The sequence below is a fragment of the Streptomyces sp. MB09-01 genome (assembly GCF_033794505.1).
Classification (GTDB): domain Bacteria; phylum Actinomycetota; class Actinomycetes; order Streptomycetales; family Streptomycetaceae; genus Streptomyces.
Map to the genome: position 1 here is coordinate 1 of NZ_JARAYQ010000239.1, position 12,658 is coordinate 12,658.

Below are 12,658 nucleotides of genomic sequence, written 5' to 3' on the forward strand. Positions count from 1 at the left end.
GGGCAGTAGGGTCGGTGCGAGAGGGGGTGGGTAGTCTGGCGCTCATGCGTGCACTTCTCGTGGCCAACCCAGCAGCGACGACCACCAGTGCGCGCACGCGCGACGTCCTGACCCATGCCCTGGCCAGCGAGATGAAGCTGGAGGCGGTGACCACCGAGTACCGCGGGCACGCCCGGGACCTGGGGCGCAAGGCCGCGCACGAGGGGCTCGACCTCGTCGTCGCCCTCGGCGGCGACGGCACGGTCAACGAGGTGGTCAACGGGCTCCTGCACGACGGGCCCGATCCCGACCGGCTGCCCCGGCTGGCGGTGGTGCCCGGCGGCTCCACCAACGTGTTCGCGCGCGCCCTGGGGCTGCCCAACGATGCGGTCGAGGCGACCGGCGCCCTGCTGGACGCGCTGCGCGAGCGACGGGAGCGGACGGTGGGGCTGGGCCTTGCGGCCGGCACCCCGGGCACGGAGGACGAGTCGGTCCCGGCGCGCTGGTTCACCTTCTGCGCAGGCTTCGGCTTCGACGCGGGCGTGGTGGGGCGGGTCGAGCAGCAGCGGGAGCGCGGCAAGCGTTCGACGCACGCCCTGTACGTACGACAGCTGATGCGCCAGTTCTGGGAGGAGCCGAACCGGCGGCACGGCACGGTCACGCTGGAGCGCCCGGGCGCAGATCCGGTGACGGATCTGGTGCTGTCGATAGTGTGCAACACCTCACCGTGGACGTATCTGGGCAATCGTCCGCTTTACGCCTCTCCGGAGGCATCGTTCGATACCGCGCTTGACGTATTGGCGCTCGACCGTTTGTCAACTCCGGCCGTCGCGCGCTACGCGACACAGCTCCTGACCTCCACTCCTGAGCGGGGTCCGCACGGCAAGCACGCGGTGTCTCTGCACGATCTGACCGACTTCACCTTGCATTCCAAGGTGCCGCTTCCGTTCCAGATGGACGGAGACCACCTCGGACTGCGGACCAGCGTTCGGTTCACAGGCGTACGTCGTGCACTGCGTGTGATTGTGTGAGTGGAAGGGCCTGAAGGCCTTTCACTCGAACGTTTACACGCCGGTCCACCCTCACGATGTAGGGCTGTGACCTAGTAGACACCGACGAATCAAAAAAAACTTTCCGGAAGGGGTTGTATCCCCGTCCGAGGTTTGCGAATCTCTTCATGGCGATCGGGACAGCCCGCACAACCCGGCACCCGCACAGATCACCAGAACCCCTCCACGAATCTCTGACTGATCACCCGCGTGAAACCGGGCGGTCGCCCTTCCCTCACGGGGGGATTCGTGAAAGCGTTCACATTCACAAGCAAAGTGCCCGCAATACAAGGAGATGGAGCAGCCATGGACTGGCGTCACAACGCCGTTTGCCGCGAGGAAGACCCGGAACTCTTCTTCCCCATCGGCAACACCGGTCCTGCGCTGCTGCAGATCGAGGAAGCCAAGGCCGTCTGCCGCCGTTGCCCCGTCATGGAGCAGTGCCTGCAGTGGGCGCTCGAGTCCGGTCAGGACTCCGGCGTCTGGGGCGGTCTCAGCGAGGACGAGCGCCGCGCGATGAAGCGCCGCGCCGCTCGCAACCGGGCGCGCAACGCCAGCGCCTGACAACGACTTTCGAGCCTCGACGCGCAGCGCGTAGTACCCGAATAAGCGCTCAGCAACGTGCTCTTGAGCCCCGGACCGATCACCATTCGGTCCGGGGCTCAGTGCTTTTCCGGTCACGCCACGTGACATTCGTGCGGCCCGCACCACGTCACCCCGGGTGACGGAGCGTTACCGCTACGGCTACTTCTGCGGGCTGGACGGCAGGTCGAGGACGACCTTGGTCCCGCGCGGCTGCGCCCGGACCATGTCGAACGTTCCGCCGAGCTCCCCCTCCACGAGGGTCCGTACGATCTGCAGCCCGAGGTTGCCGGCCCGCTGGGGATCGAATCCCTCGGGCAGGCCGCTGCCGTCGTCGAGCACCGTGATCAGCAGTCGCCCGTCGACCCGGCCGGTTCCGGTGCGGGTCGCGGCCACCTCCACGGTGCCGCGCTCTCCCTGGGTGAAGGCGTGCTCCAGGGCGTTCTGCAGGATCTCGGTGAGCACCATCGACAGCGGGGTGGCGACCTCCGCGTCCAGGATGCCGAACCGGCCGGTGCGCCGGCAGTCGACCTTGCCCGGTGAGATCTCCGAGACCATCGCGATCACGCGGTCGGCGATCTCGTCGAACTCGACCCGCTCGTCCAGGTTCTGAGAGAGCGTCTCGTGCACGATCGCGATCGAACCGACGCGGCGCACGGCCTCGTTGAGCGCCTCGCGGCCCTGTGGAGAATCCATTCGGCGGGCCTGGAGCCGCAGCAGCGCGGCCACCGTCTGCAGGTTGTTCTTCACCCGGTGGTGGATCTCCCGGATGGTCGCGTCCTTGGTGATGAGTTCACGTTCGCGACGGCGCAGTTCGGTGACGTCGCGGCAGAGGACCAGGGAGCCGATCCGGGTCCCCTTCGGCTTGAGCGGGATCGCGCGCAGCTGGATGACCCCGCCGTTCCCCTCGATCTCGGTCTCCCTGGGGGCCCAGCCGCTGGCGAGTTTGACCAGGGCCTCGTCCACCGGGCCGCGGGAGGGGGCGAGTTCGGCGGTGGTCTTGCCGAGGTGCTGCCCGACCAGGTCGGAGGCGAGGCCGAGCCGGTGGTAGGCGGAGAGCGCGTTCGGGGACGCGTAGGTGACCACGCCGTCGGCGTCGAGGCGGATCAGGCCGTCCCCGACGCGCGGGGAGGCGTCCATGTCGACCTGCTGGCCGGGGAACGGGAAGGAGCCCGCGGCGATCATCTGGGCCAGGTCGGAGGCGGACTGGAGGTAGGTCAGCTCCAGCCGGCTCGGTGTACGCACGGTGAGCAGGTTGGTGTTGCGGGCGATCACTCCCAGTACCCGCCCCTCGCGGCGGACGGGGATCGACTCGACGCGGACCGGCACCTCCTCGCGCCACTCCGGGTCGCCCTCGCGCACGATCCGGCCCTCGTCGAGGGCGGCGTCCAGCAGCGGACGGCGGCCGCGCGGGACCAGGTGGCCGACCATGTCGTCCTGGTACGAGGTGGGGCCGGTGTTCGGGCGCATCTGGGCGACCGAGACGTACCGCGTGCCGTCGAGGGTGGGCACCCACAGCACGAGGTCGGCGAAGGACAGGTCGGAGAGCAGTTGCCACTCCGAGACCAGCAGGTGGAGCCACTCCAGCTCGGTTTCGCTGAGAGCGGTGTGCTGGCGTACGAGGTCGTTCATGGAGGGCACGTTGCGAGCGTACCCCGGGTACGCCTGATGACTTTCCCCACGACGGTACCCAGGAGTATCCAGGAGGGGCGCGGGCCGCGTACTGTTGGAGGAAGCGACGGGTTTCCACGTCCCGTCATTGGATGGACAGAACAGAATGGTCTAGTCCACAATTGATTAAACTTCCGCCCTCCCCGCACAGGAGGACGGATCGAGGTAGCCGCGCGCTCTGCCCTGACCGTGCAGGCACCTCCCACCGGCCGTCGGGAACCGCACACCTGTCGGCCGTAACAACTCCGGGCTACGGTGCCGGATGGGCTGAGGGTCCCGTCCTGCACCGTGGCCCAGAGGATTTTCCGGGCGGATTTCCGGGCCGGACGCCCCGGGTGGCGACTACGCCGACGGCCAGGCGAGCAGGGCCCTCGCCGCGACCGCCTCCAGCTCTTCCCGGCTCGCCCCGTCCCGCGACTGCTGGGACATTCCCTGGAGCACGGCCCCGGCGTACCGGGCCAGCGCCCGCGCGTCCGTGTCCGCGGGCAGCACCTCCGTGGCCATGTCGGCCCGGATCCGGCTCTCGAACATCTCCAGGTTGGCGTTGCGCCGGTCGCGCAGGGCCGCCGCCACCTCGTCCGCCGTCGTGTTGATCGCGGCGCTGATCACCATGCAGCCGCGCGGGTGGGCCGGGTCGGTGTAGACCTCGGCCGCCTCGTGCAGGATGCGTTCGACGGCAGCCCGGGCGGTGGGCTCCTCGGCGAGCGCCACGCTCGCGAAGTCCCCGTACCGGCCCCCGTACACGGTCACGACCTCGTCGAAGAGCTTGCGCTTGTCCCCGAAGGCCGCGTACAGGCTGGGCGCGCTGATGCCGAGCAGGGCGGTCAGGTCGGAGATGGACGTCGCCTCGTAACCGCGCTCCCAGAAGGCGGTCATCGCCTTGTCGAGGGCTGCGTCGCGGTCGAAGGAACGGGGTCTGCCGCGCTGTCCGGTCACCATGTCCGCATTCTATAGCGGGCGCTAGGGAATCTGGTACGGTCCTTTCTGTAGCGACCACTATTGATTACGGAGGGGGGCGCGTCATGGGCGTGCTCAAGGGGAAGACGGCACTGGTCACGGGCGGCAGCCGGGGCATCGGGCGGGCGGTGGCCGAGCGGCTGGCGCGGGACGGGGCACTGGTCGCCGTGCACTACGGGCGCAACGAGGCGGCGGCGAAGGAGACGGTGGCGGCGATCGGGGCCGAAGGCGGACGGGCCTTCGCCATCGGGGCCGAGCTCGGGGTCCCCGGCGACGCACAGGCCCTGTGGGCCGCGTACGAGGCCCACCCCGCGCACACCGAGGGCGTGGACATCCTGGTCAACAACGCGGGCGGGGCGCACTTCGCGGGGATCGAAGGGACGGACGAGGAGGCGTACGACCGTGCGCACGCCCTCAACGCCAAGGCGCCGTTCTTCGTGATCAAGCACGGGCTGGCGCGGCTGCGGGACGGGGGCCGGATCGTGAACGTGACCGGCACCCCCGGGATCGCCCTGCCGGCGATCCTGGCGACGGTCATGGCGAAGGGCGCGGCGAACGCGATGACCCGCTCGCTCGCCGCCGAGCTGGCCCCGCGCGGGATCACCGTGAACTCGGTGGGCCCCGGAATCATCGAGACGGACCTGAACGCGGGCCTGCTCGCGGACCCTGCGACCCGGGCCCACCTGGCCGCCCGCTCCGTCTTCCACCGGGTGGGCACGGCGGAGGAGGTCGCGGACGTGGTGGCCTTCCTGGCCTCGGCCGACTCCCGCTGGGTCACGGGCCAGCATCTGGACGCGACGGGCGGGCTGCAGCTCTCGCTGATCTAGCCGGTCTGGCCGGTCTGGCCGGTCTGGCCGGTCTGGCCGGTCTGGCCGGTACACCTGATCCGGGGTGTCCTCCGGGAGCACGACCCCCTCCCCTGGGGGTCCGCGACGCCGTCGCACCGCGCTCCGCCGGGCGGTGGTCCGGCGGGCCGGGCGCCCGGATCCGGACCACCATGGATAACGACCAGACCCCCGCCGACCGCGCCGGCCTCTGCTAGATTGGTCTATACCACACCACCCACTCCAGATCGGCAGGCCCCGCGTGGAAGTTGTCATCGTCCCGGACGCCAAGGCAGGCGGCGAGCTCATCGCGGAGGCCATGGCCGCCCTGGTACGCCGCAAGCCCGACGCCCTGCTCGGCGTGGCGACCGGCTCTACCCCGCTGCCCATCTACGAAGCCCTCGCCGCCAAGGTCAAGGCCGGTCAGGTCGACGCCTCCAGGGCCCGCATCTGCCAGCTCGACGAGTACGTCGGCCTGCCGGCCGGGCACCCGGAGTCCTACCGCGCCGTCGTGCTGCGCGAGGTCGTCGAGCCGCTCGGCCTGTCCGAGGCCTCCTTCATGGGCCCGGACGGTTCGGCGGAGGACCTCGTCGGCGCGTGCGAGGCCTACGACCGGGCCCTCGCCGAGGCCGGCGGCGTCGACCTCCAGCTGCTCGGCATCGGCACGGACGGCCACATCGGCTTCAACGAGCCGTGCTCCTCCCTCGCCTCTCGCACCCGCATCAAGACACTGACCGAGCAGACCCGCGTGGACAACGCGCGCTTCTTCGGCAACGACCTGGACCAGGTCCCGCACCACGTCATCACCCAGGGCATCGGCACCATCCTCGACGCCCGCCACCTGGTCCTCCTGGCCACCGGCGAGGGCAAGGCCGAGGCGGTCGTGCAGACCGTCGAGGGCCCGCTGTCCGCGCTGGTCCCGGCATCCGCGCTGCAGCTGCACCGGCACGCGACCGTCGTCGTGGACGAGGCCGCCGCGTCGAAGCTGAAGCTGGCCGACTACTTCCGGCACACGTACGCCAACAAGCCCGCCTGGCAGGGTCTGTAAGCACCGGGTCCACGGTCTCGGGGCCGGTCAGGGCCGGGCTCCTCCGTCAGGGGGCGCCCGGCCCTTCCCCGTCGGCGCCGTCGCCGGCCGCTCCGCCCGCACGTGGCGGCGGGTCCGCCCGGCGCGTCGGCTCGCTCGCCCGCACCGGTACGCGCCCCTGCCCGGCCCCGCCGCGCCGAAGGCCGGCAGCTACGAGGTCGTCTTCCAGGGCGAGGCCTTCGCGCTGCGCTCCCCCTCGACCGGGTACACGCAGTTCGACCCGGACACGCCCAGGACCATGCCACTCGACGCCGACAGCGGCGAGACCGAGATCGTGTACTCGCACCTCGGCAGGGTCAGGGACGGCTGCGAGCTGCTCGCCGGAAGGCCCATGGGGCCGAGCGAGGACACCTCGCCGGAGCGCTGCCGGATGGCGGTGGGCGCCGACGCCCTGGGCCCCGAGCCGGACGCCGCCCAGGTGTAGGCGCAGATCGTGCCGGGTCTGGTGCTGTGCGGCATCACCCAGCAGAACAAGCTCGCGATGACGGAGGTCACGAGCGTGAGCGACAACGAGGGCCGGCCCGACTTCCAGAGCAGGCGGCCCCTCGGGGAGATGCCCTGACACAGCGGTGCCCCCGGCCCTGAGGGGCGGGGGCACCGTGGTGCGCGCTCGGACCGGGTCACACCCCTGCGATGACCTCGGCGGCGGCACGGCCGCAGACGCGCGAGGCGCCGTGCGTGGCGATGTGCAGGGCTCCGCGCGGGGCGGCCTGCGGCAGGCCCATCTCGACCACGACCGTGTCCGGGCGGGCCGCGACCAGTGCGTCCAGGGCCTCGGTCATCCACGGGTGGCGGTGCGCGTCGCGGACGACCGCGACGACGGTACGGTCCCCCGCCGCCGCCAGGATGTCCGCGGCCGCGGCGCCCTCCGGGTAGCGGCCCGAGGCGGTTGCGGGTACCAGTGCGGCCAGTTCGCCGGCCACGCCCCACGGGGTCTCGTCGCCCACCGCGATGTTCGCGACCGGGGTCAGGGTCGCGACGTACGGGTTCCGGACCGGGCTCGCCGAGCCGGTGACGAGCAGGGCGCGGCGGGCCGCCGTCAGGCCGATGCCGGACGCGCGGCTCCCCTCCGGCCGCGCGTCCGGCCGGGCCCCGCGGGTCCATGCGGCGAGCTCGCGGACCCGGGCGGCGGCGTCGGCGAGGCGCTCCTCGGGGAGCGTGCCCTCGCGGACGGCCGCGACCAGCGCGTCGCGCAGCCGCAGGACGGTGGCCTCGTCGGCGAGTCCGCCGCCGACGCAGATGGCGTCGGCGCCCGCCGCGATGGCGAGGACCGAGCCGCGCTCGATCCCGTACGTCCCGGCGATGGCGTTCATCTCCATGCCGTCGGTGACGATGAGGCCTTCGTAGCCGAGCTCCTTGCGCAGCAGGCCGGTCAGGATCTGCGGGCTGAGCGTGGCCGGGCGGGTCGGGTCGAGGGCGGGCACCAGGATGTGCGCGCTCATCACGGCCTTGGTGCCGGCTTCGATGGCCGCCTTGAAGGGGACGAGCTCGCGGGCCTGGAGGGTGTCCAGGTCCACGTCGATGCGCGGCAGGGCGTGGTGCGAGTCGACGTTGGTGTCGCCGTGGCCCGGGAAGTGCTTGGTGCACGCGGCGACGCCGGCGGCCTGGAGGCCCTCGACGTAGGCGGCGGTGTGCCGGGCGGCGAGCCCGGTGTCGGCGCCGAAGGACCGTACGCCGATGACGGGGTTGTCCGGGTTGGAGTTGACGTCCGCGGACGGGGCCCAGTTGAGGTTGACCCCGCACGCGGCGAGCCGGCGGCCCAGCTCGCGGGCGACGTCCCGGGTGAGGCCGGTGTCGTCGACGGCGCCGAGGGCCAGGTTGCCGGGGAAGGACGAGCCGCCGCGGACCTCCAGGCGGGTGACGTCGCCGCCCTCCTCGTCGATGGCGACCAGGACGTCGTCCCGCTCCGTGCGCAGCTGCGCGGTCAGGGCGGCGAGCTGCTCGGGCGAGGCGATGTTGCGGCCGAACAGGCCGACCGCGGTGAGGCCTTCGCCGATCCGGCGGAGCAGCCAGGCGGGGGCGGTGGTGCCCTCGAAGCCGGGCTGGAGGACCGCGAGGGCGTCCCGGGTGAGGCCGTCCTTCCCGTCGGACGCGGTGGTGCGGTGCGCAAGGACAGTCATGGCGGCCGTTATCCCTTCACGGCGCCGGCGGTCATGCCGCCGACGGCCTTGCGCTGGAGGAAGATGAAGATGAGCAGGACCGGGACCGCGAAGAGCGAGGACGCGGCCATGGTGGCGCCCCAGTCGTTGCCGAAGGCCGACATGAACTCGGTCAGCCACAGCGGCAGGGTCTGCGCGCTCTTGTCCTTGTTGAGGATCAGGACCATGGCGAACTCGTTCCAGGCCGTGATGAAGCCGAAGAGCGAGGTGGACATCAGGCCGGGGGCCAGCAGCGGGAAGATCACCTTGCGGAAGGCCTGGCCGCGGGTGCAGCCGTCGATCTGGGCCGCCTCCTCCAGGGTCACCGGGACGGCGGCGATGAAGCCGCGCAGGGTCCAGATGGTGAAGGGGAGGATCATCACGAAGTAGATCGCGGTGAGGAGCGGGAGGCTGTTCAGCATCTCTCCGTCGCGGGCGATCATGTACATCGCGATGACCATGACCTCCCAGGGGGCCATCTGGGCCATCATCACGGTGAGGACGAGGCCCTTGCGGCCCTTGAACCTCATGCGGGCGATGGCGAAGCTCGCGGCGAGGGCGACGAGCAGGGCCAGCGCGACGGCGCCGACGGTGACCAGGACGCTGTTGGTGACGTACGTCCAGAAGTTGGAGACCCCGGTGGCCTTGGTGAAGTTGTCGAGCGTCGGGGTGAAGACGAAGACCGGGTCCTTCGTGAGCATCTGGCTCGACGGCTTGAGGGCCGAGGAGAACATCCAGTACACGGGGAAGACGAAGACCAGGGCGAGGAGGAGCGCGCCGAGGTTCTTGACGACGGCTGCGGGTCGGACCGGCCGGCGCTTGCGGAGCTGCTGCGCGGGCTTCGGCGCGGTGGTGGTGGTGCTCACTGCTCCTCCTCCTGCTTCAGGATCAGGCGGAAGTAGAAGGACATGACGACCACGAGGATCAGGATCGTCAGGACGGAGATCGCGGCGGCGAGGCCGTAGTGGGCCTGGCTCTGGCCCTCGACGTAGGCGAAGACCGGGAGGATCTCGGAGGCGCGGTCAGGGCCGCCCTTGTTCATCGCGTAGACCTGGGTGAAGGCCTTGAAGACCCAGATCACCTCGAGGAACGTGGTGATGAGGAAGAACGGCTTGAGGTTCGGGAAGACGATCTTCCAGAAGGTCTGCCAGCCGTTGGCGCCGTCCATCCGGGCGGCCTCGTACAGCTCGGCGCCGACCGTGGTCAGTCCGGCGTACATGTTGAGGGCGACGAAGGGGATGGAGCCCCAGACCACCAGGACGGTGACGATCGTCAGGGTCGAGAGGCCCGTCTGCATCCAGTTGTGCTGCTCGTACCCGGCGAAACCGGCGGTGCGCATCACCCAGTTCATGACGCCGAACTGCTCGTCGAACAGCCACTTGAAGACCTGCACGGAGGCGACGATCGGCATGGCCCAGGCCATCACCAGCGCCATCGACAGGACCAGCCGCATCTTCTTGCCGAGCCGGTTCAGCAGGATGCCGATGAGGCTGCCGAGCACCATGATCAGTGCGACGTTGGCCGCGGTGAAGGCGAAGCTGCGGACGACCACGGTCCAGAAGTCCGCGTCACCGATCAGCTCGGTGTAGTTGGAGAACCCCGCGAAGGGGTACTTCCGCTGGATGAACTCGATCTTGTTGATGTCCTGGAAGGACAGGATCACGTTCTTGATCAGCGGGTACAGCAGCAGTGTCGCGAGGGCGAGCACCGCCGGCGCGACCAGCAGGTAGGGCAGCCACCCCGAGGGGAGCGACTTTCTGCCCCCGCGAGGAGACGTGGGACCGGGACCGGTCGGTGACGCGGACGCGGACTTCTCGGGCCGTCCGGCGGACTTCTGTGGTGCGTCCTGTGGAGCGGCGGTCATCGCTCCCTGGGAGTGCACGGTCATGGCGTGGCTTCCTCGCGGTTGACTGTGGAGTCAAATGCGCGACCGGGGGCACGGCAGGCGGCGTGGCGCCTGCCGTGCCCCCCGGTGCGATCACACTGCTGGGTGGTGCGGGAACTGCGGGGTGGGACTACTTGTTGATGCGGCTCGCGATTTCCTTGTCCGCGTCCGCGCCCGCCTTGGCGGCGTCCTCACCGTTCAGGACCTTGGTCATGAACTCCTTGATGGGGTTCGGCTCGGTCTCGACGTTCGCCCAGCCCGCGGTGACCGGAGTGATTTTGCCGTTGACGCCGGCCTTGCCCATGGCCTCGGCGAAGGAGCCGGCGGCCGGGGTGAAGTTCGCGCCGGCCTGGTTCGGCAGCAGGGCGCCCTTGGTCTCGGCGGCGTACTTGGTCATCTGGTCCTTGCCTGCGGCGAGGGCCAGCCACTCCTTGGCGAGCTCCTTGTTCTTGGAGCGCTCGGCGACCGCGAGGTTCGAGCCGCCGAGGAAGACGGTGCTGGTCTTGTCCGCGGTCTTGCCCGGGATCGGGAAGTAGCCGAAGTCGGCCTCCTTGCCCGCGTCCTTCAGGGCCTTCTCGGCACCGCCGGCCTCCCAGCCGAGACCGATCCAGGAGGCGACGCCGCCCTTGGGAACGATGTCGGTGGACTGCTGGGGGTTGGCCTCGTCCTTGTCCTTGGGGGCGGTGGAGAAGGACTGGAGCTTCTTGTAGAACTCCACGGCGGAAGCGGCCTGCGGGGTGCCCAGTCCGCCCTTCCACTTGGCGCCGTCCTTGACGGCGAGGTCGCCGCCCTCGTCCCAGATGAAGCCCGCGAGGACGTACCAGCTCTGGCCGGGCAGGTAGATCGGCTGCGAGGCCGGGTCGGCCGCCTTCAGCTTCTCCAGACCGGCGATCCACTCGTCGCGGGTCTTCGGCGGGGTGACGCCGGCCTTCTCGTACGCCTTCTTGTCGTAGATGACGACGCGGTTGGCGGCGTACCACGGAGCGGAGTAGAGCTTGCCGTCGATCTCGGCCGAGGCGAGCATGCTCTTCTGCCAGGCGTCGGCGCCGAGCGCGGCCTTGTCCTTCGTCAGGTCGGCGAGCCCGCCGGTGACCGCGTAGCCGGCGGTCTGCGTGTTGCCGAGCTCCAGGACGTCCGGCGGGTTGTTCTCGGAGAGGGCCGTGGTGACCTTCTCCTGGATGCCGGTCCACTTCTGCTCTTCGACCTTGACCGTGACACCGGGGTGCTTGGCCGAGAACTCCTTGTTGACCTCGTCGATCCAGGCCTTGGGAGCGGAGCCGTCCATCACCCAGACGGTGATCTCCTTGGCGCCACCCGCGTCGGTCTTCGCCTTGTCGTCGCTGCCGTTGCCGCACGCCGCGACCCCGACCATCATGCCCGCGACACTGACCGCCGCGATGAGCTTGCGCTTCACGCCACCCTCCTCAGGGATGCCTGCCTGCACTTCCCTCGCCCGCCGCGGTGACATACGCGAAGTACTGCCGTGGGGCCGGGATCTGATCCATATTGGTTTAGACCAGTAGCTGGAGCTTGGCCTAGACCTTTAGGGGTGTCAAGGGTCTAATGAGCGGGTGCCCGGTCCGTTATCGGACCGACACCTGGGGAGAGAGAAGGCCTGTCCCCCCACTCGTGTCACGATGTGACCGCACATATCGGAGGAGCCGGTGACGGCAGCGAAACTGGAGTCGGGAAGGCGGGCGGCGATGGCCACCGAAGGGGCGACCACGGAGCCGGACGGCGGGGCAGCCACCCGCACGGCCCGTGTTCCCAAGTACTACCGACTCAAGCGGCACTTGCTCGACATGACCGAGACGCTGCCGCCCGGCACCCCGGTGCCGCCGGAGCGCACGCTCGCGGCCGAATTCGACACCTCGCGGACCACCGTCCGGCAGGCCCTCCAGGAACTGGTCGTAGAGGGACGACTGGAGCGGATCCAGGGCAAAGGCACCTTCGTCGCCAAGCCCAAGGTCTCCCAGGCGCTGCAACTCACCTCGTACACCGAGGACATGCGGGCCCAGGGACTGGAACCGACCTCCCAGCTCCTCGACATCGGCTACGTGACGGCCGACGACACCCTCGCCGGCCTGCTCAAGATCACCACCGGCGGACGGGTGCTGCGCATCGAGCGCCTGCGCCTGGCCAGCGGCGAGCCGATGGCCATCGAGACCACGCACCTGTCGGCCAAGCGCTTCCCCGCACTGCGCCGTTCGCTCGCCAAGTACACCTCCCTCTACACGGCCCTCGCCGAGGTCTACCACGTCCACCTGGCCGAGGCCGAGGAGACGATCGAGACCTCGCTGGCCACCCCGCGCGAGGCCGGGCTGCTCGGCACGGACGTCGGCCTGCCGATGCTGATGCTGTCGCGGCACTCCCTGGACGCCGACGGGGAACCGGTTGAGTGGGTGCGGTCGGTGTACCGCGGCGACCGGTACAAGTTCGTCGCCCGGCTCAAGCGCCCCGCCGCCTGACGGCCCTCCCCGCCGTCC

General features: G+C 70.2%; 13 protein-coding genes. 7 read left to right on the forward strand and 6 right to left on the reverse strand.

What is annotated here, in order from left to right:
* Positions 1-44 precede the first annotated feature (44 nt).
* Together PV721_RS34305 and PV721_RS34310 are read left to right on the forward strand one after the other, a co-directional pair.
* The gene (locus PV721_RS34305) at positions 45-1,010 is read left to right on the forward strand and encodes a diacylglycerol/lipid kinase family protein (RefSeq protein WP_319731296.1); all 966 of its coding nucleotides are present in this window, start codon (positions 45-47) and stop codon (positions 1,008-1,010) included.
* Positions 1,011-1,334: 324 nt separating this feature from the next.
* On the forward strand, positions 1,335-1,592 hold the full coding sequence (locus PV721_RS34310; protein ID WP_003953983.1) for a WhiB family transcriptional regulator: 258 nt from the start codon (positions 1,335-1,337) through the stop codon (positions 1,590-1,592).
* A gap of 180 nt (positions 1,593-1,772) precedes the next feature.
* Here the strand turns inward: PV721_RS34310 and PV721_RS34315 are convergent, their stop codons facing one another.
* Complete coding sequence (locus tag PV721_RS34315) at positions 1,773-3,242, reverse strand: PAS domain-containing sensor histidine kinase (RefSeq protein ID WP_319731314.1); 1,470 nt, start codon at positions 3,240-3,242, stop codon at positions 1,773-1,775.
* 381 nt (positions 3,243-3,623) lie between these two features.
* Positions 3,624-4,220, reverse strand: a complete 597-nt coding sequence (locus tag PV721_RS34320) for a TetR/AcrR family transcriptional regulator (RefSeq protein ID WP_319731298.1) — start codon at positions 4,218-4,220, stop codon at positions 3,624-3,626.
* 83 nt (positions 4,221-4,303) lie between these two features.
* Here PV721_RS34320 and PV721_RS34325 point away from each other — a divergent pair, with 83 nt between their 5' ends.
* The 4 genes from PV721_RS34325 (at position 4,304) to PV721_RS34340 (ending at position 6,711) form a co-directional block, all read left to right on the forward strand.
* Positions 4,304-5,065 carry an SDR family oxidoreductase gene (locus PV721_RS34325; protein WP_319731300.1) on the forward strand — a complete coding sequence of 254 codons (762 nt, stop codon included), beginning with the start codon at positions 4,304-4,306 and terminating at the stop codon, positions 5,063-5,065.
* 259 nt (positions 5,066-5,324) lie between these two features.
* On the forward strand, positions 5,325-6,110 hold the full coding sequence (nagB, locus tag PV721_RS34330; RefSeq protein ID WP_319731302.1) for a glucosamine-6-phosphate deaminase: 786 nt from the start codon (positions 5,325-5,327) through the stop codon (positions 6,108-6,110).
* 277 nt (positions 6,111-6,387) lie between these two features.
* Entirely contained in the window at positions 6,388-6,573 is a 186-nt protein-coding gene (locus PV721_RS34335) for a hypothetical protein (protein WP_319731304.1), read from the forward strand.
* 9 nt (positions 6,574-6,582) lie between these two features.
* Positions 6,583-6,711, forward strand: a complete 129-nt coding sequence (locus PV721_RS34340) for a hypothetical protein (RefSeq protein ID WP_319731306.1) — start codon at positions 6,583-6,585, stop codon at positions 6,709-6,711.
* 58 nt (positions 6,712-6,769) lie between these two features.
* Here PV721_RS34340 and PV721_RS34345 read toward each other — a convergent pair whose 3' ends face one another.
* The 4 genes from PV721_RS34345 to PV721_RS34360 form a co-directional block, all read right to left on the reverse strand.
* Positions 6,770-8,269, reverse strand: a complete 1,500-nt coding sequence (locus PV721_RS34345) for a glycoside hydrolase family 3 protein (RefSeq protein WP_319731308.1) — start codon at positions 8,267-8,269, stop codon at positions 6,770-6,772.
* Positions 8,270-8,277: 8 nt separating this feature from the next.
* Complete coding sequence (locus PV721_RS34350) at positions 8,278-9,153, reverse strand: carbohydrate ABC transporter permease (protein ID WP_319731310.1); 876 nt, start codon at positions 9,151-9,153, stop codon at positions 8,278-8,280.
* Entirely contained in the window at positions 9,150-10,175 is a 1,026-nt protein-coding gene (locus tag PV721_RS34355) for a sugar ABC transporter permease (RefSeq protein WP_319731312.1), read from the reverse strand. Before PV721_RS34355 ends, PV721_RS34350 begins: the two co-directional genes overlap by 4 nt.
* A gap of 127 nt (positions 10,176-10,302) precedes the next feature.
* A complete protein-coding gene (locus PV721_RS34360) occupies positions 10,303-11,586 on the reverse strand; it encodes an extracellular solute-binding protein (RefSeq protein ID WP_319731313.1) in 1,284 nt (427 codons plus the stop codon).
* Positions 11,587-11,875: 289 nt separating this feature from the next.
* Here PV721_RS34360 and PV721_RS34365 point away from each other — a divergent pair, with 289 nt between their 5' ends.
* Positions 11,876-12,640: a GntR family transcriptional regulator gene (locus PV721_RS34365; protein WP_319731316.1), complete on the forward strand. Its 765-nt coding sequence runs from the start codon at positions 11,876-11,878 to the stop codon at positions 12,638-12,640.
* Positions 12,641-12,658 lie beyond the last annotated feature (18 nt).

Coding starts and splice junctions, on each gene's coding strand:
- PV721_RS34305 (WP_319731296.1), top strand. CDS start 45: ATGCGTGCACTTCTCGTGGCCAACCCAGCAGCGACGACCACCAGTGCG.
- PV721_RS34310 (WP_003953983.1), top strand. CDS start 1,335: ATGGACTGGCGTCACAACGCCGTTTGCCGCGAGGAAGACCCGGAACTC.
- PV721_RS34315 (WP_319731314.1), bottom strand. CDS start 3,242: ATGAACGACCTCGTACGCCAGCACACCGCTCTCAGCGAAACCGAGCTG.
- PV721_RS34320 (WP_319731298.1), bottom strand. CDS start 4,220: ATGGTGACCGGACAGCGCGGCAGACCCCGTTCCTTCGACCGCGACGCA.
- PV721_RS34325 (WP_319731300.1), top strand. CDS start 4,304: ATGGGCGTGCTCAAGGGGAAGACGGCACTGGTCACGGGCGGCAGCCGG.
- PV721_RS34335 (WP_319731304.1), top strand. CDS start 6,388: ATGCCACTCGACGCCGACAGCGGCGAGACCGAGATCGTGTACTCGCAC.
- PV721_RS34345 (WP_319731308.1), bottom strand. CDS start 8,269: ATGACTGTCCTTGCGCACCGCACCACCGCGTCCGACGGGAAGGACGGC.
- PV721_RS34355 (WP_319731312.1), bottom strand. CDS start 10,175: ATGACCGTGCACTCCCAGGGAGCGATGACCGCCGCTCCACAGGACGCA.
- PV721_RS34365 (WP_319731316.1), top strand. CDS start 11,876: ATGGCCACCGAAGGGGCGACCACGGAGCCGGACGGCGGGGCAGCCACC.